15 protein-coding genes are annotated in these 22,212 nt (G+C 70.8%); 9 read left to right on the top strand and 6 right to left on the bottom strand.

Annotation, left to right across the window (positions count from 1 at the left end; all coding sequences use genetic code 11):
* Positions 1-96: 96 nt before the first annotated feature.
* Entirely contained in the window at positions 97-1,602 is a 1,506-nt protein-coding gene (locus tag ABT025_RS08735; RefSeq protein ID WP_350991399.1) for an amino acid permease, read from the top strand.
* A 58-nt stretch (positions 1,603-1,660) separates the two neighbouring features.
* Here the strand turns inward: ABT025_RS08735 and ABT025_RS08730 are convergent, their stop codons facing one another.
* A complete protein-coding gene (locus ABT025_RS08730) occupies positions 1,661-2,758 on the bottom strand; it encodes an LCP family protein (protein WP_350991397.1) in 1,098 nt (365 codons plus the stop codon).
* 306 nt (positions 2,759-3,064) lie between these two features.
* Between ABT025_RS08730 and ABT025_RS08725 the strand changes: the two genes are divergently transcribed.
* The 7 genes from ABT025_RS08725 (at position 3,065) to galU (ending at position 14,382) form a co-directional block, all read left to right on the top strand.
* On the top strand, positions 3,065-4,144 hold the full coding sequence (locus ABT025_RS08725; RefSeq protein WP_350991395.1) for a PLL family lectin: 1,080 nt from the start codon (positions 3,065-3,067) through the stop codon (positions 4,142-4,144).
* Positions 4,145-4,407: 263 nt separating this feature from the next.
* Entirely contained in the window at positions 4,408-5,517 is a 1,110-nt protein-coding gene (locus ABT025_RS08720) for a PLL family lectin (RefSeq protein ID WP_350991393.1), read from the top strand.
* A 388-nt stretch (positions 5,518-5,905) separates the two neighbouring features.
* Positions 5,906-7,669 (top strand): stealth family protein, encoded by a 1,764-nt coding sequence (locus ABT025_RS08715; RefSeq protein WP_350991466.1) that lies wholly within the window; start codon positions 5,906-5,908, stop codon positions 7,667-7,669.
* A 53-nt stretch (positions 7,670-7,722) separates the two neighbouring features.
* The gene (locus ABT025_RS08710; protein ID WP_350991391.1) at positions 7,723-9,393 is read left to right on the top strand and encodes a stealth family protein; all 1,671 of its coding nucleotides are present in this window, start codon (positions 7,723-7,725) and stop codon (positions 9,391-9,393) included.
* Between the two features lie 3 nt (positions 9,394-9,396).
* A complete protein-coding gene (locus ABT025_RS08705) occupies positions 9,397-11,400 on the top strand; it encodes a glycosyltransferase (RefSeq protein ID WP_350991389.1) in 2,004 nt (667 codons plus the stop codon).
* A 41-nt stretch (positions 11,401-11,441) separates the two neighbouring features.
* Positions 11,442-13,439 (top strand): glycosyltransferase, encoded by a 1,998-nt coding sequence (locus ABT025_RS08700; protein ID WP_350991387.1) that lies wholly within the window; start codon positions 11,442-11,444, stop codon positions 13,437-13,439.
* Between the two features lie 28 nt (positions 13,440-13,467).
* Entirely contained in the window at positions 13,468-14,382 is a 915-nt protein-coding gene (gene galU, locus ABT025_RS08695) for a UTP--glucose-1-phosphate uridylyltransferase GalU (protein ID WP_350991385.1), read from the top strand.
* A gap of 90 nt (positions 14,383-14,472) precedes the next feature.
* Here the strand turns inward: galU and ABT025_RS08690 are convergent, their stop codons facing one another.
* The 5 genes from ABT025_RS08690 to ABT025_RS08670 all read right to left on the bottom strand — a co-directional run bounded on the left by ABT025_RS08690 (position 14,473) and on the right by ABT025_RS08670 (position 21,038).
* On the bottom strand, positions 14,473-16,605 hold the full coding sequence (locus ABT025_RS08690; RefSeq protein WP_350991382.1) for a 3-hydroxyacyl-CoA dehydrogenase NAD-binding domain-containing protein: 2,133 nt from the start codon (positions 16,603-16,605) through the stop codon (positions 14,473-14,475).
* The gene (locus ABT025_RS08685) at positions 16,602-17,822 is read right to left on the bottom strand and encodes a thiolase family protein (RefSeq protein ID WP_350991378.1); all 1,221 of its coding nucleotides are present in this window, start codon (positions 17,820-17,822) and stop codon (positions 16,602-16,604) included. The genes ABT025_RS08690 and ABT025_RS08685 overlap by 4 nt, the downstream gene beginning before the upstream one ends.
* 244 nt (positions 17,823-18,066) lie before the next feature.
* The gene (locus ABT025_RS08680; RefSeq protein WP_350991376.1) at positions 18,067-19,341 is read right to left on the bottom strand and encodes a ribonuclease D; all 1,275 of its coding nucleotides are present in this window, start codon (positions 19,339-19,341) and stop codon (positions 18,067-18,069) included.
* 115 nt (positions 19,342-19,456) lie between these two features.
* Positions 19,457-20,119 (bottom strand): helix-turn-helix transcriptional regulator, encoded by a 663-nt coding sequence (locus tag ABT025_RS08675; RefSeq protein WP_350991374.1) that lies wholly within the window; start codon positions 20,117-20,119, stop codon positions 19,457-19,459.
* A 259-nt stretch (positions 20,120-20,378) separates the two neighbouring features.
* Complete coding sequence (locus ABT025_RS08670; RefSeq protein WP_350991372.1) at positions 20,379-21,038, bottom strand: DUF3000 domain-containing protein; 660 nt, start codon at positions 21,036-21,038, stop codon at positions 20,379-20,381.
* Positions 21,039-21,130: 92 nt separating this feature from the next.
* Between ABT025_RS08670 and hemE the strand changes: the two genes are divergently transcribed.
* Positions 21,131-22,204, top strand: a complete 1,074-nt coding sequence (gene hemE, locus ABT025_RS08665) for a uroporphyrinogen decarboxylase (RefSeq protein WP_350991370.1) — start codon at positions 21,131-21,133, stop codon at positions 22,202-22,204.
* Positions 22,205-22,212 lie beyond the last annotated feature (8 nt).

Below are 22,212 nucleotides of genomic sequence, written 5' to 3'. Positions count from 1 at the left end.
CGCGTGAAATGCCGCCGTGCGCGGCGTGCTGCGGGCAGTCGGGGGCTCGGCGGGTCCGAATCATGGCGTGCACGACGAGTGCGTGGAGGTACGCCGGTGAGCACCCAGCAGGACCTGCCCCCCAGCGGAGACGGACTGTTCAGGACCAAGACGGTCGAACAGTCGATCCGCGACACCGAGGAGCCGGAGCACGCCCTCAAGAAGTCTCTCTCCGCCCTGGACCTCACGGTCTTCGGGGTGGGCGTCATCATCGGAACCGGAATCTTCGTGCTCACCGGCAAGGTGGCCAAGGAGACGGCGGGCCCCGCCACCGCCATCGCCTTCGTGGTCGCGGGTGTCGTCTGTGCCCTGGCCGCGCTCTGCTATGCGGAATTCGCCTCCACGGTCCCGGTGGCCGGCTCCGCGTACACCTTCTCCTACGCCTCGCTCGGCGAGCTGGTCGCCTGGATCATCGGCTGGGACCTGGTCCTGGAGTTCGCGCTGGGTACGGCGGTGGTGGCGGTCGGCTGGTCCGGCTACGTCCGCTCACTGATGGACAACGCCGGATGGCACCTGCCCGACGCCCTGTCCGGCCCCGATGTGTCGGACGGATTCGGCTTCGACGTCCTCGCCTTCGTCCTGGTGCTGGTGCTGACCGTCATCCTGGTGCTCGGGATGAAGCTCTCCGCCCGGGTCACGACGGTGGTGGTGGCCATCAAGGTGGCCGTCGTCCTGATCGTGATCATCGCGGGGCTCTTCTTCATCGACACCGCGAACTACTCGCCCTTCATCCCCGAGGCCCAGCCCCAGCCCGCCGGATCGGGCCTGGACGCCCCGCTGATCCAGCTGATCTTCGGATACGAGCCCACGAACTTCGGCGTCATGGGCATCTTCACCGCCGCATCCGTCGTCTTCTTCGCCTTCATCGGCTTCGACGTCGTGGCGACGGCCGCCGAGGAGACCAAGGTCCCGCAGCGCGACATGCCCCGCGGGATCATGGCCTCGCTCTTCATCTGCACCACGCTCTACGTCGCCGTATCGATCGTCGTCACCGGAATGCAGCATTACACCGAGCTTTCCGTGAGCGCCCCGCTCGCCGACGCCTTCAAGGCCGTCGGGCACCCCTTCTATGCCGGGGTCATCAGCTTCGGCGCCGCCGTCGGCCTCACCACGGTCTGCATGATCCTGCTCCTGGGCCAGACACGGGTGTTCTTCGCGATGAGCCGCGACGGCCTGCTCCCGCGGTTCTTCTCGAAGACGCATCCGCGGTTCCGGACCCCGTACCGCCCGACGATCCTGCTCGGCGTGCTCATCGCGGTCATCGCGGGCTTCACCAGCATCAACGAGCTGGCGACACTGGTGAACATCGGCACGCTGTTCGCCTTCGTGGTCGTCGCCCTGGGCGTCATCGTCCTGCGCCGCACCCGCCCCGACCTGCACCGCGCCTTCCGCACCCCGTTGGTTCCGCTGATCCCGGTCCTCTCGGTCGCCGCGTCGGTCTGGCTGATGCTCAACCTGCCGGCGGAGACGTGGCTGCGGTTCGGCATCTGGATGGTCATCGGCGTGATCATCTACTTCGCGTACGGACGCGGGCACAGCCGGGTGAACCGCACCAGGGTGTGACGCCGACGGCCCCGCCGGCCCTTCCGGGCCGGCGGGGCCGGTCTGCCCGCGGGTGCCGTCAGCCGCCGGTGGCGGGGGACTTCTTCGCGGACTCGGGGATCGTGGCGTCCTCGCGGATCGCCTTCCAGAGCATGCCGGCCTGCGGCTGCGCGGAGATCACCCGGTTCGGGTCGATCTTGTCGTAGGCGACGGGGAGCATGATGGTCTCCATCGAGGCCGGGTCGACGCCGTTCATCGAACGGGCGAACTCGGTCAGCGACTTGAGCGAGGCGAGGCCCTCATCGGTCGTCAGCGACTTGGTGGCGGAGTTGGCGATCTTGTAGGCGCTGGTCGGACTGCCCAGCAGGTCCTGCTTCTTCACCTCGCTGAGGAGGGCGAACAGGAACTGCTGCTGGAGGCCGATGCGGCCGAGGTCGCTGCCGTCGCCGATGCCGTGCCGGGTGCGGACGTAGGCGAGGGACTGGGTGCCGTCGAGCTTGTGGGGCCCGGCGGTGAGGTCGAGGCCGGAGGACGTGTCGTGGATGTCCTGCGGGACGTCGACGGTGACACCGCCGATGGCGTCCACGAGCCCCTTGAACCCGGCGAAGTTGATCTCCAGGTAGTGGTCGATGCGTACGCCGGACATCTTCTCGACGGTCTTGACCACGCAGGCGGGACCGACCTGGGCGTAGACGGAGTTGAACATCTCGCGGTCCGAGGAGGGCACCACGGTCCCGTCGGACTTGGTGCACTCGGGCCGGGTCACCAGGGTGTCGCGCGGGATGGAGACGGCGACGGCCCTGCTGCGGCCCTCGGGGATGTGCACGACCATCGCGGTGTCGGAGCGGGCTCCACTGACGCTGCCGCCGCCGCCCAGTTCCTTGTTCTCGGCTCCGGCGCGCGAGTCCGAGCCGAGGACCAGGAGGTTCTGTCCGCTGGTCGGGAGCTTCTCGGGGCGGTCGTCTCCGAGAGCCTTGTCGATGTCGACACCCTTGATGTTCCCGTCCAGTTGGCTGTACAGCCAGTAGCCGGTGCCGCCCGCCGCGATGACGAGAACCAGAAGGGACAGCAGGATGGCCCGGCGTATGCGCCGGCCCCGTGTCCGCACACGCTTGCGCCCGCGGGAAGGGTTCTCCGGGGGGCTTTGGTGTTCGGGCGTGATGGCGTCTTGGCTCATCCTGAGTGAGTCCTCACAACTTATGGCCTGGTCGGGGCGCAGGTGATGGGGTGGGACTCGGGTGGGGGGTGGAGCCGGTCCGCGTTTTGCCGATGAGTGAGCACTATAGACAGTCGCTCTGGTGTACGTACGAAGTCCGTGGCACGACTGTGACGCGGCGGCCGGCCGGCGGAGCCGGTGCGCGGCGGCGGATCGTATGCCGGTGAGGCCCGGGGGAGGCGTCCGTGCCGGGGCTTTAGGATGTGACAGCTTCGAAACACTGTACGAGGTGTCGGAAGTCAGTTCTCGGAAAGGTGATCGCGAACCATGCCCGGACAGGATGCCCGTGCGGCCTCCAAGGTCGTGCCTGAAGCCGAGGCGCTCCGCGGTATCTGGCTCACCCGGGGGAAGGACGGCAGGCTCACCGCGTACGTCCCCGGCGAGGGCGGTCTGCGGCGCTGGACCGAGAGCCGTCCCGGAGGCCCTGGATGGGGCGCTCCGGACGTCGTGCCGGTACCGCACCTGACGCATCTGTCCGTGACACAGAGCCCCGAGGCCTATGTGCACCTCGTCGGCCGCCGTGAACAGACCGCGGCGGACGGCGGCGTCGCTGTCGACATCGTGCACGCGATCCAGTACCAGACGGGCCGCCCCCCTTCCGCCTGGCACTCGTTGGGCAACCCGCACAAGGAAGCCCACCTGGGCGTCGGTGTCGGTGCGCCCGTCGCCGCCGTCAGCCGGCCGGGCGAGGTGCACGTGGTCGTCCGCGACGGGGAAGGCACCATGAGGTTGCGCCGGGAGATGCCCGGCGGCAAATGGGGTATCTGGGGAGTCCTGCACGGCAAGGACGTCGAGGGTGAACCCGCCGTGGTCCCGCTCGGGTCCGGATGCGTCTCGGTCCTCGCCACGACGGGCGAGGGCGTGCTGCACTGGCCGCAGGAGAAGCCCGGCGGACGCTGGGGAGCGTTCCAGCGCTTGGGGGTCACGCTGCGGCCCGGCTCGCTGGCCGTACTGGAGACGGCTCCCGGCCGTGCCACGTACTACGGGACCGATCCGGCGGGCGGTGTCGTCGCCTACCGTGCCGATGCAGGGCCCATGCCCCTCGGCGGCGCCCCGGGCGACGGGCCGCAGGCCGTGATCCGCACGGTTCTGGACGGCTTCGACTGCACGGTGCTGGCCCACCGCGGCGTGAACGGCTGCGCGATCGTCGGCGTCGGGGTGACCGAGAACGAGGCCGACGGACTGTGGTGGTCCGACACCGGTGTGCCCTGCCTGACCACTCCGGTCCTGACCCACGATGCCGAGGGGCGGGTGGTGATGGCGGTGGTCGGTACGGATGGCGCCCCGCGGGTGGCGCGGCAGACGGACGGGCCGGGGCTGAGCTTCGAACAGTGGCGCGAGCTCTGACCGGTTCCGTCCGTCGCCATGCGGCGGACGGCGGGCCCCTGCACCGCACTTGTCCCCGAGCGGATGGCCGTTCGCGACCGGACCGATCGCGGACGGCCGGCTCCGGCGGGGCGTATGCCGTCCACCCTGCGTGCGAGGCCGGTGAACGACGGGGTGCGGAGTGTCGACGACCTGCCGGGGCGGCGCGGCGCTGAGCATATGATGTTGTCGGCCCTGTGTGGGCATGATGGAGAACCGGTGAAGCGGAGAGGGTGTCACGGGTCATGCGGAGAAGAGGACCGGACTCCGCGAGCAGTGCCCGCCCTCTCGCCCCGTCGTCCGGGAACCACCAGGTCTGCGGTACGCCGCGTGGCCGCTGGATGCCGCTCGGCAAGGACGGCAGGCTCACGCTCTACGCCCGCACGGACGGCGGCCTGTTGCGCTGGACGGAGCGGAGCCCGGGCGAGGACCGGTGGGACGGACCGGACTTCGTGTCGATCGCGGACCTGACTGACCTCACCGTCGTTCAGGGTGCCGACTCGTATGTGCACCTCCTCGGGCGGCGCGAGCGCGGCGGTTCCGACGGGCCCGTCGTGGACTTCGTGCACGCCGTCCAGTACCAGACCGGCCGTCCCGTCACCGCGTGGCGCTCCCTCGGCAACTTCCACCGTGACCGGGAGGAGGGCCGGAAGGCCGGCGTGCCGGCCGGCGCCATCGACGCGCAGGGGGCGGTCTTCGTCTTCGCGCGCAACGCGGGTCGCGGACTGCAGATGCGCCGCGAAGGGAAGAGCGGCAAGTGGGGAGCCTGGCAGGACCTCAAGGGTTCCGGACTCGCCGCCGAAATCGTGCCGTCGGTGACCTCGGGCGGGCTCGTGGAGGTCTTCGCGCCCACCGATCACGGGGCGCAGCAGTGGCGTCAGGGTGAGCCGGACGGCCCGCTGGTGATCGCGCCGCCCTCGCCGTTCCGCGCTCTGGAGGGGTCGGTGACGGCGCTGGAGACCGCGCCCGGCCGCCTCACCTACTACTGGACCGATGCGAACGGGACCGGGGTCGTCTCCTACCGGGAGGGCGCCTGGCCCGTGCCGGTGGGCGGACAGCCCGGGGACGGCGCCGTCGTGGCCCTGCGCACCGCGCTCGACGGTCAGGACTGCACGGTTCTCGCGCAGCGCGGGGCGGGCGGCACCCTGTTGATCGGGCTCTGCGGTACCGAGGGGGAGCAGGGCGGCGTCTGGTGGTCGGACACCACCGAGGAGTGCGTCGGAGACCCCGCACTCGCCCTCGACGGGCGCGGTCGCGTCGTCGTGGCGGTACGCGGGCAGGGCGGGGCCGTGTCCGTCGCCCGGCAGGATGCGGGCCCTGGGCTCACGCTCTCGCCGCACTGGCACCGGCTGTGATCTGACGACCCCTTCCGTAGCTCCGGGCGACACCGGTGCGTCGGCTCGAATTCATGTGCCGTTCTCGTGAAGTCGTAAAAGGTTGTACGAGCTCCCGGTGGGATTCATCACGAGCATATGGCCCGTATGTCCGTCTTTCTGGCTGGACGTTGATCGGCTCTTTATGTGAAGGTTCTGTGACTTGCCCGCGGGTGAGCAGGTGTGACCGTCCAGCGGGGTGGTCTCCATGGGGATGACAGGTTTCGGTCTCATACCGTCCGTCACCCGGGCACGAGGGGGTGCCCGGTCGCGGCAGACGCTGGACCGCAGTGGCGTGGGTGGTGGATGCCTCGTGGTCGGTTCCGGTAATCCGGAGGCGGGATCGCTCGTTTCGGCGTACCGGTCCGTGATGCCGGTGGGCGCGCGAAGGGGCATCGTCCGCAAGGTACCGGCCCCGCTGCGCTCCGCCGTGAAGTCCTCGTTCACCTCCGTCGACGCCGTCCGTTCGGCGACGGTCGTCTGGGCGATGGGCGGCCGCCGCAACGCGCCCCGGCACAGTGCCGCCTCCACGCGCCGCGTGGTGCGCGTCAAGGGCCGGCACATGCACGCCCTGCTCGTGGAGGGCGCCACGGCCTGGGCTGCCCGGGCACGCAATCTGCACATTCTCATCGCCGCGCTTGAGGCCGGGGGCATCGAGTACTTCTGTGTCCGCGGGGCCACGCAGGACGTCCCGACGGTCGCGGTGCCCGCCGCGCTGCGGGAGCCGGCCCAGGAGATGCTCCAGATCGCCTTCGAGCAGACGCCGGGCTACGTGGGCGCGGCCACCGCATCGGAGTCGGGCATGCGACCCGGCGACGACGACAGGTCCTGGCGCCAGCTGCGCAGGCACGAGGCCCTACGGGTCGCCTGGTACGTCACCGACCCCACGCAGGAGCTCGTCTTCGGCGCCGATCAGGGCTGTGACCTGGAGTTCTGGCCGGAACGGGCGGGCCGGTTCGAGGCACCCCGACCCAACCGGGTGGTGGAGGAGGTGCCCGTCGACGCACCACGCCACACCGTCCCGCAGGCCCTGTTCGCCCTGGTGCCCGGCGCCTACACCACGGGCAGCGCGCGCACCGTGGCCGAATTCACCCAACCCCTGGCAGAGGACCACCTCTTCCCCATCGACGTCGTCTACACCTGGGTCGACGACTCCGACCCCAAGTGGAGCGCCGAACGCGACGCCGTCCGCGCGGGACGGACGGGCGGCACGCCTCAGGCACTGCACGCCCAGGCAGCCAACGACGCGCGCTTCACCAGCCGCGACGAACTGCGCTACTCCCTGCGCTCCCTGCACCAGTACGCACCCTGGGTCCGTAACGTCTACCTGGTCACCGCAGGACAGGTGCCCGGCTGGCTGGACACCGACGCCCCGGGCCTCCGGGTCGTCGACCACCGCGAGATCTTCTCGGACGCCACTGCTCTGCCCACGTTCAACTCCCACGCCATCGAAAGCCAGTTGCACCACATCGACGGGCTGTCGGAGCACTTCCTCTACCTCAACGACGATGTGTTCTTCGGCCGCCCGCTCGGCGCCGAACGCTTCTTCCACACCAATGGCCTGACCAAGTTCTTCCAGTCCAAGGCGCTCATACCGAGCGGCCCCGCGGACACGGACGACCTGCCGGTGAACGCGGCGGGCAAGAACAGCCGGGCACTGATCGAGCGGTCCTTCGGTACCCGTATCGCGCAGAAGATGAAGCACACCCCGCATCCGTTGCGCCGCAGCATCCTCGCCGACATCGAGCTGGTCTACGGCGAGGAGCACCACCGCACCCAGCACTCCCGGTTCCGGTCCCCCGAGGACGTCCCGATCGCGTCGTCCCTGCACCACTACTACGGCTTCCACACCGGCCGTACGACCGCCGGGAACCTGCGCTACCAGTACATCGACCTCGCCGCCGACCAGGCCCGGCGCCGCCTGGACAACCTCCTCGCGCACCGGAACTTCGACACGTTCTGCCTGAACGACACCGTCGAGCATCCCGACCCCGAGGCCCAGGAGCGCATGGTCAGGAGCTTTCTCGACGCGTACTTCCCCGTCCCCAGCCGCTTCGAGCGGGTGGACTCGGACGAGTACCGCAACACGAGCCGTTCGCAGGACCGGTCAGGGAAGGCCGAGATCAGACGGTGAGCGAACCGCTCCTCCTGCCGCAGCACCCATCCCCCGTAACGAAAGTGAACCGCGTGTTTGACACCTCCGGCCGAGAGACGGCCGGCGAGACCTCCATGGGCACCGGCCCCCGCCCGGAGCCCACGCCGCCGCAACTGCGCAGGAGCCGTACGGAGCGGCAGGTCATCGTGGACATGCACAAGCGTGTCGCGCTGGTGCACGACCGGCTCACACCGCTCGCCGCGCGTGAGCTGAACAACCTGGAGGTCCGTCGCGCCCTGGAAGCCGAGCGGATCGACTGGTTCGCGGTGCCGGGCCTCGACGACACGGCCTCCGCGGTCGGCGTCGACGCGCGCCGGCGCACCCAGGCCCTGGCCGCGCTACGCGCCCGCCTGTCCGGCAGCCAGGGCTACATCGCCCGCCCCAAGGCCGGCATGGCCCCAGGCGACGGCGCGTGGGAGGGCTCCTCGGACAGGACCTGGGAGCGGGCGAAGGACCTGTCCGTCGTGCGCGCCTTCTGGTTCCGCACCACGGAGGAAGGGCACCTGACGCATGGTGCCGACACGGGCTGTGACATCGAGTTCTGGGAGCCCGGGGAGAGCGTGCCCGGCCAGGGAGTCGACCGCCTCGTCGCGCCCCGCCGCAACCGCGCCAGCGAGCACGTCTCCCTCGGCCTCGAGCAGCTTGTCGTCCCCGGAGAGCAGATGACCAGACTCGTGGGCCGGGCCCACGAGTCCGATGTGCCGCCGCTGCGCCCGACCCGTACCCGCCCCGAACTGGACATCCTCTTCCCGGACGAGCACCCCTTCCCCATCGACGTCGTGTACACCTGGGTGGACGGCGACGACCCGGCCTGGCAACGGCGCCGCGCCGAGAGCCGCGGTGAGGTCTTCCACGCGGAGGCGGCCAGCCTGGCCCGTTACGTCTCCCGCGACGAACTGAAGTACAGCCTCCGCTCGGTGCGGATGTTCATGCCGTGGGTGCGGAACATCTACGTCGTCACCGACCGGCAGACCCCGCACTGGTGGGACGACGGCGACGGCAGGGCCCGCGTGGTGGACCACCGGGAGATCTTCGACGATCCCTCCCACCTGCCCACCTTCAACAGCCACGCGATCGAGTCCAGGCTGCACCACATCCCCGGACTGTCGCGCCACTTCGTCTACTTCAACGACGACATGTTCATCGGGCGGACCCTCACCCCCTCCGCCTTCTTCCACCCGAACGGCATCGCCAAGTTCTTCCCGTCCCCGGCCCAGGTCCCCTACGGACCCCCGGAGCCCGACGAGGTGCCCACCTCGGTCGCCGCGAAGAACAACCGCCGGCTCATCCAGGAGCGGTTCGGCCGCACGCTCGTACAGAAGATGAAGCACGTGCCGTACGCGCTCAACCGGGACGTCCTCACCGCCATCGAACAGGACTTCCCCGAAGAGCACCGGGGCACCTCCGCCAGCGCCGTGCGCAGCGTCACCGACCTGTCCATAGCCTCCTCGCTGCACCACTACTACGGCTACTACTCCGGGCGCAGCCTGCCCGGCGACCTCCGGTACGGCTACTTCGCGCTGGACGACCCCGAGCTGGAGCACAAGCTGGAACTGCTGCTGCTGCGCCGGGACCGCGACACCTTCTGCCTCAACGACTCCGCGAGCGACCCCGCCGAGATCGAGCACCAGAGCCAACTGCTCCACCGATTCCTCGAGGCGTTCTACCCGGTGCCGAGCCCGTACGAGAAGACGGCGGCCTGAGCCATGAACATCGAGATCCTGGTCCACACCCTGGCCACCGATTCCATCGGCGCGCGGGCGGCCGCCCGGCTTGCCCAGTCCCTCGTCGCCGGTCACCGGGTGACCGTCGTCACCGCGCGCGGCGCCGCCGCACCGCACCCGGCGCTGCGGCTCCCGAAGAACGTCGGCGTCCTGGCCCTGGCCCCCTCGGTCGCGGCCGGCGAACGGGACGACGACAACACCTCGCAGCTCGTCATCGCGGGCGACCCCGAGTTCCGGCGCTACAACCGCGCCGACGACGGACGGCTCCGCAAGCACCTGACCGCGAGCGGCGCCGACGTGGTGGTCGCCCTCAGCTCCGCGCTCGGCGCGGTCCTGGCCCAGTGCCGGGTACCCCACGCGCGGCGCATCGCCCGCCAGCCGGCACCGGTCGAGCGGCTCCCGGAGTCGGTACGCGCCCGCTGGACCGAGCTCTACCGCGAACTGGACGCGGTCGTCCCGCTCACCCAGGGCGACGCCGTCGCCCCCGAGTACCAGGCGCTGCGCGCCGTCGGCGTCGCGGTGCGCCACATCGCCGAGCCGGTGCTGCTTGCCGAGAGCCCGGACAAACCGACGACGGGTGTGGTGATCAGCGCCGGGCGGCTGGTCTCGCACCGGCGCGTCGACCTGGCGCTGCACGCCTTCGCCCGGACCCGGGCGGCTCAACCGGGCTGGCAGCTGAGGGTGTTCGGCACCGGGCCGCTGCGCCATGAGACCCGCGAACTGGTCACCGCGCTGGGACTCCATGACGATGTCCTGCTGTTCGACCGGGAGGCCGGTGAAGAGGACTTCTACGACGCCGACATCGCCCTGGTGACCGCGGAGCGCCTGGACAGTGCCCGCCCGGTCCTGGAGGCGCTCGCCCAGGCCACGCCCGTGGTCGCCACCGAGGTGGCCTGCGGAGCTCCCGAGGTGCTCGCCGACGGCCACGGCGGCCTGCTGGTGCCGGTCGGTGACGTCAACGGCACGGCCCACGCCCTGGAGCGCTACATGGAGGACGAGGGTCTGCGCTCCGCGCAGCGGGCCCAGGCCCTCCAGGCCGCGCAGTCCGCCGGCACGGACCAGGTCGGCGAGGCGTACGAGGAACTGTTCAAGGCGGTCAAGGCCGGGGTACGCGGCCGCTGGGGCAAGGGGCGGCGGGCAAGCGGCGGCGCTCCGGCCGAGGACCGCCCCCTCCCCACCGCTGAATGCCGGGTGCTGCCGAACGGCGCATGGGAGGTCACCGTGCGGGGCGTGTCCGGTGCCCGCACCGTGCGCGTCAAGGAGCAGGGCAAGGGCCGCGAGGAGGTGGTCGACTTCGCCGTCGAGGGCGGCGGCACCCGGGCCCTGATCGACGCTCGCGCCCTTGCCGTGCTCGGCGAGGGCCGCGCCGACTTCTACGTGGTGGACGGCAAGGGCAAGGAGAGGCGCCTGCGCTACGGGCGGTGCACACTCGGCGGGGCACGCGACGTCGGGCACCTCGGCGACCTGAACCACTTCCACTGGGTGCTCCCGTACGCGACCGAGGGCGGCTATCTGCGTCTGCGTGTCTGGTCCCGCCCCAGCCATGCCGAGCTGGTGACCGTCGACTACAGCGACACGGGCCTTCGGCTGACGGGCTGGCTGCACGGGGAGTGGCAGCTCGGCGGCGAGCTGTCGTTGCTGCTGCGCCGCCGCCAGGAGCCCGCGCGCACACTGGCAGCAGGCCGGGTGCGCTTCGAGGACGGCTGGTTCGGCGCGGAGCTGAACATGGAAGAGGCCATGAGGGCCCGGCTGCTCATGCGCGAGAACTGGGACGTGCTGCTCACCGGCAGCGGCGGCGAGCCGGTCAGAGTGGCGCGCATCGCCGACGACCAGGTGGTGAGGCGCGATGTGCAGCGCTTCCCGGAGCTGGTGCGGGAGGAGCCGGCGGATCTGTTCGGCCCCGACGTCGGCCGTGCCGTCGTCGGACTGCGCCCCTACTTCACCGCGGACAACGAACTCTCCCTCGTGGTGACCGAGCATCACTGACAGCGGCCCTTACGGACCTCGAGACATCCCTGAGGACACTTGTGCGGATCTCCTTCCTGCTCCACAGCATCGACAATTTCGGCGGGGTACCCCGGGCGACCAGCAGCCTGGCCTCCGCGCTGGCGGTCCACCACGAGGTGGAGATCGTCTCGGTCTTCCGTACAGCGGACCGGCCGTCGTTCGTGCCGTCCGGCGACGTGACCCTGCGCTACCTGGAAGACCGGCGTGAGGGCGCGGCGAAGGCCAAGGGCGGCAAGCCGTCCCGGATCATGCCGCGGGAGGACGACTGGGCCGACCAGTACACCGAGCAGGTCGACGACCTGATCCTCGGTCACCTCGGCAGCTGCGGTGCCGATGTCGTGATCGCTGCCCGGCCCACGTTCGCCGCATATCTCATCGCCCACGGGCGGCACGGCTACGGGCGCGTGGTCATCGACCACGAGGGCTCGATGGTGCCCTCCCAGGAGCTGCGCGAGCGCACGCTGGAGCTGTACCGCGAGATGGACGGCGTCGTCTGCCTCACCCAGGCCGACATGAACAACTACCGGCGACAGCTGGGCGACCGGGCGCCCCTGCTCGCCGGCATCGGCAACATCGTGCCGCCGCCGGCCCGGCACGCCCCGGTGCGCGGCCTGCCGCTGATCGCCGCCGCAGGACAGCTCGTTCCGCGCAAGGGCTTCGACACGCTGATCAACGCGTTCGCCCTGGTCGCTCCCCACCACCCGCAGTGGCGGCTGCGCATCTTCGGCCGCGGGGCCGAGCACGCGCGCCTCCAGGACCTCGTGCACGCGCACGGGCTCAGCGACGCCGTCCGTCTCATGGGCGCGCTGCCCGACCTCACGGCGGAGTGGGACAAGGCCGCGTTCGCGGTGAGCGCGGCCCGCCGCGAGTCCTTCGGACTGACCATGGTGGAGGCCATGCACCACGGGCTTCCGGTCCTCGCGGCCGATGCGCCCTTCGGTCCCGGCGAGATCGTCGTCCCGGGCCACAACGGCATCCTGGTCCCGGTCGGTGACGAGGAGGCCATGGCCCAGGCGATGCGCTACCTCATCGAACAGCCGGCCGAGCGGGAGAAGTTGTCCCAGGGCGCCTACGCCACGGCCCCGCTCTACAGCGCCGAGCAGATCGCCTTCCGTTACGACGGGTTCCTGCGGGACGTGGCGGCCTCGATACCCAAGGAGCGCACCGTCGCGGAGCCGCCCGCCGCCCCGTCCGGTGTCCCGGCGGAGGTACTGGTGCGCGGCGACGGCACGATCGAGGTCCGCACCGAGCTGCACCCCGGCTCGGAGCCCCCCGCGCTGTGCGTCACCCCGCGCAGGGGCGAGACGCTGGTCAGGCTGGCCGCCCTCGGGACGTCGGTGGACGAGGCGACGGGCACTCTGCGGGCGGTGCACACGGTCCCCGCCGAACCGCCGGTCCTCGCCGAGGGCCGCTACGACATCGACCTGGAGCTGCCGGACGGCCGCCGTCAGCCGCTCTCCGTGGACGGCGTCCACACCGGCGGTCTGCTGGTCCGCCGGATCCCGGCGCAAGGTCCCGCGTACTGGCCCGTGCCCTACCGCACCGCGGACGGCCATCTGTCGGTCTTCGTGCGTCATCGTGCGGAGCATGCCGAGGTGCATGCCGTGCTGGTGGGGCAGGACGGCTGGATCGTCCGCGGCGGCCTGGTCGTTCCGCCGGGCACCGACCTCTCCGGTCTGCGGCTGGGGGCCATGCCCCGCAAGGGGAGTCTCGCGTCCACGGTGTCGGGCCAGGTCTCCGTGGGACACGACGGCGCCTTCGAGGCGCATCTGCCGTTCGCCGGGGTGGTTGCCGCCTCGTCGGGCGGCCACGACGACTGGGACCTGTGGCTGGAGCGCGAACCCGGCCAGTCGCGTATCCGGCTGGCGCGCTTCTTCGACGACATCCTGGAGCGCAAGCGGATCGACGTCTATCCCACACAGCGCTGGCACCACCCGACGCAGGGACCGGCACGCGGGAGGGTCTTCTTCACGCCCGGCAACGAGCTGTCCTTCACCGTCAGCCCCGACAAGGCCTGACACCCTTCTCTCCGGAGTGCACACCTTCATGTCTACGCACCACCGCCGTACCCGCAAGGCCGTCATCCCGGCCGCGGGTCTCGGCACCCGATTCCTCCCCGCGACCAAGGCGACTCCCAAGGAGATGCTCCCGGTCGTGGACCGGCCCGCCATCGAGTACGTGGTGGCGGAGGCCGTTCGCAGCGGACTCGACGACGTGCTCATGGTCACCGGCCGTAACAAACGGGCGCTGGAGGACCACTTCGACTGTGCCTACGAACTGGAGCACCTGCTGGAGCTGAAGGGCGACACCGGCAAGCTGCGCCAGGTCCGTGAGTCGAGCGAACTGGCCGACGTCCACTACGTGCGGCAGGGCAACCCGCTCGGCCTGGGCCACGCCGTCCTCTGCGCCGAACCGCACGTCGGTGACGCCCCGTTCGCGGTGCTGCTCGGCGACGACCTCATCGACGAACGCGATCCGCTGCTCGCCCGGATGCTGGAGGTCCAGGAGCAGCGTGGCGGCAGCGTCGTGGCGCTCATGGAGGTCGAGGACGACCGTACCCACCTGTACGGATGCGCGGCCGTGGCCCCCCTGGACGACGAGGAGGGCGACGTGCTGGCCGTCACCGATCTGGTCGAGAAGCCCGAACCGGGCACCGCGCCCAGCAATCTCGCCGTGATCGGGCGTTACGTCCTCGCCCCGCAGATCTTCGACATCCTGCGCAGGACCCCGCCGGGCCGCGGAGGCGAGATCCAGCTGACCGACGCCCTGCGCCAGTTGGCCCTCGACCCGACTCTCGGTGGTCCCGTGCACGCGGTGGTCTTCGGCGGCCGCCGCTACGACACCGGGGACCGGGGCGACTACCTGCGTGCCGTCGTCCGGCTGGCCTGCGAGCGCGAGGACCTCGGCCCGGACTTCCGTGCCTGGCTGGGCGAGTTCGTGCGGGAAGTGGGCATCCGTTAGCAGGCCGTCCCGTGTCATGGGGAGGCGGAATGGGCGAGGGCCGTACGGGAGCGATCCCGTACGACCCTCGCCGCGTTCACCGTGACGGTGTTACGCCGGAACGCTCGCCACGCCCTGCGCCAGGAACTTCTTGCCGTTGACCCGCTCGGAGACGCCCTCGCGGTCCAGGTACGGCGTGATGCCGCCCAGGTGGAAGGGCCAGCCCGCGCCGGTGATCAGGCAGAGGTCGATGTCCTGGGCCTCGGCGACGACGCCCTCGTCCAGCATCAGACCGATCTCCTGCGCGACCGCGTCCAGGACGCGGTCCCGGACCTGCTCCTCGGACAGGACGACGTCGCCCTGCTTCAGGAGTGCGGCGACCTCCGGGTCCAGCTCCGGCTTGCCGGAGTCGTAGACGTAGAAGCCGCGCTTGCCGGCCTTGACGACCGCCGCGAGGTTCTCGGAGACGGTGAAGCGCTCCGGGAAGGCGCGGTTCAGGGTCTCGGAGACGTGCAGGCCGATCGCCGGGCCGACCAGCTCCAGGAGCACCAGCGGGGACATCGGCAGGCCGAGCGGCTCGATGGCCTTCTCCGCGACCTCGACCGGGGTGCCCTCGTCGATGACGTTCTGGATCTCGCCCATGAAGCGGGTGAGGATGCGGTTGACGACGAACGCCGGGGCGTCCTTCACCAGCACCGCGGTCTTCTTCAGCTTCCGCGCGACACCGAAGGCCGTGGCCAGCGAGGCGTCGTCGGTCTGCTCGCCGCGGACGATCTCCAGGAGCGGGAGGATCGCGACCGGGTTGAAGAAGTGGAAGCCGACGACCCGCTCGGGGTTCTTCAGCTTCGACGCCATCTCGGTGACCGAGAGGGACGAGGTGTTGGTGGCGAGGATCGCGTGCGCCGGGGCGACCGCCTCGACCTCCGCGAACACCTGCTGCTTGACGCCGATCTCCTCGAAGACGGCCTCGATGATGAAGTCGGCGTCGGAGAAGCCCTCCGCCTTGTCCAGCACACCGGAGACCAGGGCCTTGAGGCGGTTGGCCTTGTCCTGGTTGATGCGGCCCTTGCCGAGCAGCTTCTCGATCTCGGCGTGGACGTAGCCCACACCCTTGTCGACCCGTGCCTGGTCGATGTCGGTCAGGACGACCGGCACCTCCAGACGGCGGAGGAACAGCAGGGCGAGCTGCGAGGCCATCAGGCCCGCGCCCACCACGCCGACCTTGGTCACCGGGCGGGCCAGGGCCTTGTCCGGGGCACCGGCGGGGCGCTTGGCGCGCTTCTGGACCAGGTTGAACGAGTAGATCCCGGCGCGCAGCTCACCGCCCATGATCAGGTCCGCGAGGGCCTGGTCCTCGCGGTCGAAGCCGGCACCCAGGTCGCCGTCCTTGGCCGCGGCGATGATCTCCAGCGCGCGGTACGCGGCCGGGGCCGCGCCGTGCACCTTGGAGTCGGCGACGGCCTTGCCACGCGCGACGGCCTGGTCCCAGGCGTCACCGCGGTCGATCTCGGGGCGCTCGACCGTGACCGTGCCGTTCAGCACGTTCGCGGTCCAGATCAGCGACTGCTCCAGGAAGTCCGCACCCTCGAAGAGGGCGTCGGCGATCCCGAGCTCGAAGACCTGCTTGCCCTTGAGCTGACGGTTCTGGTTCAGCGAGTTCTCGATGATCACCGAGACCGCGCGGTCGGCACCGATCAGGTTGGGAAGCAGTGCGCAGCCGCCCCAGCCGGGGACCAGACCGAGGAAGACCTCGGGCAGCGAGAACGCGGGCAGCGCCTTGGAGACGGTGCGGTACGAGCAGTGCAGACCGACCTCGACACCGCCGCCCATCGCGGCGCCGTTGTAGTACGCGAACGTCGGCACCGCGAGACCGGACAGGCGGCGGAAGACGTCGTGGCCGCCCTTGCCGATGGCGAGCGCGTCCTTGTGCTCCTTCAGCAGCTCGACGCCCTTGAGGTCGGCGCCGACCGCGAAGATGAACGGCTTCCCGGTGATGCCGACACCGGTGATCGAGCCCTCGGCGGCCTCCTTCTCGACCTGGTCGACGGCGGCGTCCAGGTTCGCCAGCGACTGCGGTCCGAAGGTGGTCGGCTTGGTGTGGTCCAGGCCGTTGTCCAGCGTGATGAGGGCGAAGCGCCCCGCACCGGCCGGCAGGTCGAGGTGGCGTACGTGCGCCTGGGTGACGACCTCGCCGGGGAACAGCTCGGCCGCACCCTTCAGAAGCTCAGTGGTGGTCGTGCTCACTTGTTGCCTCCGTCGAAGTGCGGGTTCTCCCAGACGACCGTCGCGCCCATGCCGAAGCCGACGCACATGGTCGTCAGGCCGTAGCGGACCTCCGGCTGCTCCTCGAACTGACGGGCCAGCTGGGTCATCAGCCGGACACCGGAGGAGGCCAGCGGGTGGCCGTAGGCGATCGCGCCGCCGTACTGGTTGACGCGGGCGTCGTCGTCGGCGATGCCGTAGTGCTCCAGGAAGGCGAGCACCTGCACGGCGAACGCCTCGTTGATCTCGAAGAGGCCGATGTCCGAGATGGACAGGCCGGCCTTCGACAGAGCCTTCTCCGTGGCCGGGATCGGGCCGTAGCCCATGACCTCCGGCTCGACGCCCGCGAAGGCGTAGGAGACGAGGCGCATCCTGACCGGGAGGCCCAGCTCGCGGGCGACGTCCTCGGCGGCGAGCAGTGAGGCGGTGGCGCCGTCGTTGAGACCTGCGGCGTTACCGGCCGTCACGCGGCCGTGGGCGCGGAACGGGGTCTTCAGACCGGCCAGGGACTCCATCGTGGTGCCCGGACGCATCGGCTCGTCGGCGGTGACCAGGCCCCAGCCCGTCTCGCCGGCCTCGGGGTTGGTCCGGCGCACGGAGACCGGCACCAGGTCCTGCTGGATCTTGCCGTTGGCGTACGCCTTGGCGGCCTTCTCCTGCGAACGCACCGCGTACTCGTCGGCGCGCTGCTTGGTGATCGTGGGGTACCGGTCGTGCAGGTTCTCCGCGGTCATGCCCATGAACAGGGCGGACTCGTCGACCAGCTTCTCCGACACGAAGCGCGGGTTCGGGTCCACGCCCTCGCCCATCGGGTGGCGGCCCATGTGCTCGACACCGCCGGCGACGACGACGTCGTACGCGCCGAAGGCGATGGAGCCGGCCGTCGAGGTGACGGCGGTCAGGGCGCCCGCACACATGCGGTCGATGGAGTAGCCGGGGACCGACTGCGGCAGCCCGGCCAGGATTCCGGCGGTGCGGCCGAGCGTGAGGCCCTGGTCGCCGATCTGCGTGGTCGCGGCGATGGCGACCTCGTCGATCAATGCGGGGTCCAGGTCCGGGTTGCGGCGCAGCAGCTCCCGGATGGCCTTCACGACGAGATCGTCGGCGCGGGTCTCGTGGTAGATGCCCTTCGGGCCCGCTTTGCCGAACGGGGTGCGGACGCCGTCGACGAAGACGACGTCCCGGATGGTACGAGGCACGGTGGCTCTCCTCCAGGGTGCGGGATGGCACTGCTGCGGGGCACGCCCAGGAGCGCGCCGCCACCCTCATGCTACTTGCGGGTAACCAGACTGCCCAGTCCTTGTGGCGGGAGCGGCGAAGGTCACACCCGCGAAAAAGCCCGGACGGCCCCGAAATGGGGCCGTCCGGGTCATGGAGGGAACGTGGTGAGGCGGCCGTGGACCGCACCAACCTGGCGTGAATACGCCCCTGGCGGATGCCTTCTCAGGCCTCCGAAGCGAGCGCGCGCAGCAGGATCGGGGCCACTTGGCCGATCTGCCAGTGCCGTGCCCCGTATCCGAGGAGCGCGCTCTCGACCGTGTCGGGCGTCAGGTTCTTCGGCGGTTCCCAGCACACCCGGCGGACGGTGTCGGGGGTGATGAGGTTCTCCTGCGGCATGTTCAGCCGTTCGGCGAGCTCGGACACGGCCGCGCGGGCGGCAGAGAGCCGGGCTGCGGCCACCGGGTCCTTGTCCGCCCAGGCGCGGGGCGGCGGCGGTCCGGACAGGGGTGCGCCGGGCTGGGGGAGCTCCGAATCGGGCAGCTCCTTCGCGCGGTCCACGGCCGCCTGCCACTGCTCCAGCTGACGCCGGCCCATGCGGTGCCCGAAGCCGGGCAGCGCGGTCAGGGCCTGGGCGTTGGGCGGGAGCGCGAGGGCGGCCTCCACGATCGCGGCGTCCCCGAGCACCTTGCCGGGGGAGATGTCGCGGCGCTGGGCGATCTGGTCACGCATGGTCCACAGCTCCCGGACCACCGCCATCTGCCGTCGCCGCCGGACCTTGTGCATGCCTGACGTGCGACGCCACGGGTCCTGGCGCGGGGGAGCGGGCGGCGCCGAGGCGATGGAGGCGAACTCCTCCTGCGCCCACTCCAGCTTGCCCTGCCGGTCGAGCTCCTCCTCCAGGGCGTCGCGCAGATCGATCAGCAGCTCGACGTCGAGCGCCGCGTAGCGCAGCCAGGGATCGGGCAGCGGACGCGTCGACCAGTCGACGGCCGAGTGGCCCTTCTCCAGGGAGTAGCCGAGCACGCTCTCGACCATCGCGCCGAGGCCGACCCGCGGGAAACCGGCCAGCCGTCCGGCCAGCTCGGTGTCGAAGAGCCCCGTCGGCGTCATCCCTATCTCGCGCAGACAGGGCAGGTCCTGGGTCGCCGCGTGCAGGATCCACTCGGTGCCGTGCAGGGCCTCGCCGAGACCGGACAGGTCCGGGCAGCCCACCGGGTCGACGAGCGCGCTGCCCGCGCCGTCACGGCGCAGCTGTACGAGGTAGGCGCGCTGCCCGTACCGGTAGCCGGAGGCGCGCTCGGCGTCCACGGCCACCGGGCCGGAGCCCGCGGCGAAGGCCGCGATCACCCTGGCCAGGGCGTCGTCGGAGGCCACCACCGGTGGGATGCCCTCGCGAGGTTCGAGCAAGGGGGTCGGCGCCGGGGCGACGTCGTCCGGGGGAGCGCCCCCGGTGTTTCGCAGTGAAGTGTCTGCTGCGGTCTCTTGGGCGTCGGTCACGTATCAAGGGTATCTGTGTATGTACGGCGCCCGTCGACGGAATGATCCGTCGACGGGCGCCGATGCATGTAATCCAGCCGGTTCCGCATCTCTGCACACCGGCGGGGGTGCGGAATCAGTGGATGATGCCCGTTCGCAGGGCGACGGCGACCATGCCTGCGCGGTCTCCGGTGCCGAGCTTGCGGGCGATTCGGGCGAGGTGGCTCTTGACGGTGAGGGCGGACAGCCCCATGGAGACGCCGATGGCCTTGTTGGACTGCCCTTCGGCGACGAGCCGCAGGACCTCCACCTCGCGGCCGGACAGTTCGCGGTAGCCGCCCGGGTGGCTCGGGGTGCCGGGGGGCCGGCGGTGCATACGGGCGGCGGTGGCGCCGATGGGTACGACGCCGGGACGGGTGGGGTGGCCGATGTTGGTACGGGTGCCGGTGACGACATAGCCCTTGACGCCGCCCGCGAGGGCGTTGCGCACCGCGCCGATGTCATCGGCGGCGGAGAGGGCGAGGCCGTTCGGCCAGCCGGCGGCTCGGGTTTCGGACAACAGGGTCAGCCCGGAACCGTCGGGCAGATGGACGTCGGCAACGCAGATGTCGCGCGGGTTGCCGACGCGGGGGCGGGCCTCCGCGATGGACGACGCCTCGATGACGTCACGTACTCCGAGTGCCCACAGATGGCGGGTGACGGTGGAACGGACGCGCGGGTCGGCCACGACGACCATGGCCGTCGGCTTGTTAGGGCGGTAGGCGACCGGGCTTGCGGGCTGCTCTAGGAGAACGGACACCAGGCCTCCTGGGGAGTGGCGGGACGGGCCGGCTCGGGGATGAAGCCGGGGCGAACCGTGCTTGAAGGGTCACTGACTCCTTCGGCAGCAGACCCCTGCTCCTTTAGAGGAAGATCACGATTTGGTGAGTAACAATTCGGGCAAATAGGACGCGCGATCGATTGTACGAAGAGAGAGCCGGTAAATGTGCGAGGTTCCGTGACGCAGCGTCACGGAACCTCGGATCGTCGGAGAGCGCGGGGAGCGCGGGGATCGCGCCCTACGAAACCTGCGGCCCGCGCCGCTGCGGCAGCGTCACCACCGCCGCGTCCACGTGCTCCGACGGCGGCAGACCCGCGATCTGGCACAGCAGGTCGCCCCACGCCATCAGATGCGCCGCCGAGTCCGGCACACCGCCGCGGCCCTCGCGCGGCGTCCAGGACGCCCGGATCTCGATCTGCGTCGCCGGACGCCGTGTCGCCAGCGCACCGAAGTAGTGCGAACCCGCCCGGGTGACCGTGCCGCCCGCCTCCCCGTACGAAAGGCCGCGCGCCTCCAGCGCGCCGGTCAGCCACGACCAGCACACCTCCGGCAGCAGCGGATCGGAGGCCATCTCCGGCTCCAGCTCGGCGCGCACCAGCGTCACCAGCCGGAAATTGCCCTGCCAGGCCTCGTGCCCGGCGGGGTCGTGGAGCAGGACGAGCCGCCCGTCGGCAAGATCGTCCTCCCCGTCCACGACGGCCGCCTCCAGTGCGTACGCGTACGGAGCCAGGCGTTTCGGCGGCCGTGTCGGCTCCACCTCGAGCTCGGGCCTGAGCCGCGCCGAGCGCAGTGCGTCCACCGCCGAACGGAACGCGGACGGGACGGAGTCACCCTCCGCACTGTCCGTGCCGTCAGCACCATCGGATTGATCGGAGAAGTGTCCCTGCGCCGGAGCCATGCGGGGAAGAGTAGGCGGAACCGGAGCCGCGCGCGCGAAAGGACACCCGCGCGAGGCAGGGCTCCCTCCGTGTGCGTGCGAAGATTCTGTGTGTGAGCGCTATTGACCGCCCCTCGGGCCACCAGACGAAAACCCCCGCCACCCACGAGTCGGTGTTCCTGAAGGCGTGCCGGCGCGAGTCCGTGCCGCACACGCCCGTCTGGTTCATGCGCCAGGCGGGGCGCTCGCTGCCCGAGTACCTGAAGGTGCGCGAAGGCATCCCGATGCTCGACTCCTGCATGATGCCGGAGCTCGTCGCCGAGATCACCATGCAGCCCGTCCGCCGCCACAAGGTCGACGCCGCGATCTACTTCAGCGACATCGTCGTCCCGCTCAAGGCGATCGGCATCGACCTCGACATCAAGCCCGGCGTCGGACCGGTGATCGCCGAGCCGATCCGCACCCGCGCCGACCTCGCCCGGCTGCGCGATCTCACGCCCGAGGACGTCTGGTACGTCACCGAGGCCATCGGCCTGCTCACCGCCGAACTCGGCTCCACCCCGCTGATCGGATTCGCGGGCGCGCCGTTCACCCTCGCCAGCTACCTCGTGGAGGGCGGCCCGTCCCGCAACCACGAGCACACCAAGGCACTGATGTACGGCGACCCGGAGCTCTGGGCCGACCTGCTCGACCGTCTCGCCGAGATCACCGGCGCCTTCCTCAAGGTCCAGATCGAGGCCGGCGTCTCCGCGGTGCAGCTGTTCGACTCCTGGGTCGGCGCCCTGGCCCCGGCCGACTACCGCCGCTCGGTGCTGCCCGCCTCCGCGAAGGTCTTCGACGCCGTCGCGTCGTACGGCGTCCCGCGCATCCACTTCGGTGTCGGCACCGGTGAACTGCTCGGTCTCATGGGCGAGGCAGGCGCGGACGTCGTCGGCGTCGACTGGCGGGTCCCGATGGACGAGGCCGCCCGCCGCGTCGGCCCCGGCAAGGCGCTCCAGGGCAACCTCGACCCCGCCGTGCTGTTCGCCCCGACCGCCGCCGTGGAGGCCAAGACCCAGGAGGTGCTGGACGCCGCCGCCGGTCTGGAGGGCCACATCTTCAACCTGGGCCACGGTGTGATGCCGAACATGGACCCGGACGCGCTGTCGCGCCTCGTCGAGTACGTCCACACCAGCACCGCACGCTGAGCCCGCGG

It is taken from the genome of Streptomyces sp. NPDC002809, assembly GCF_040295435.1.
Classification (GTDB): Bacteria; Actinomycetota; Actinomycetes; order Streptomycetales; family Streptomycetaceae; genus Streptomyces.
This window is presented reverse-complemented; position numbering and strand designations above follow the sequence as displayed.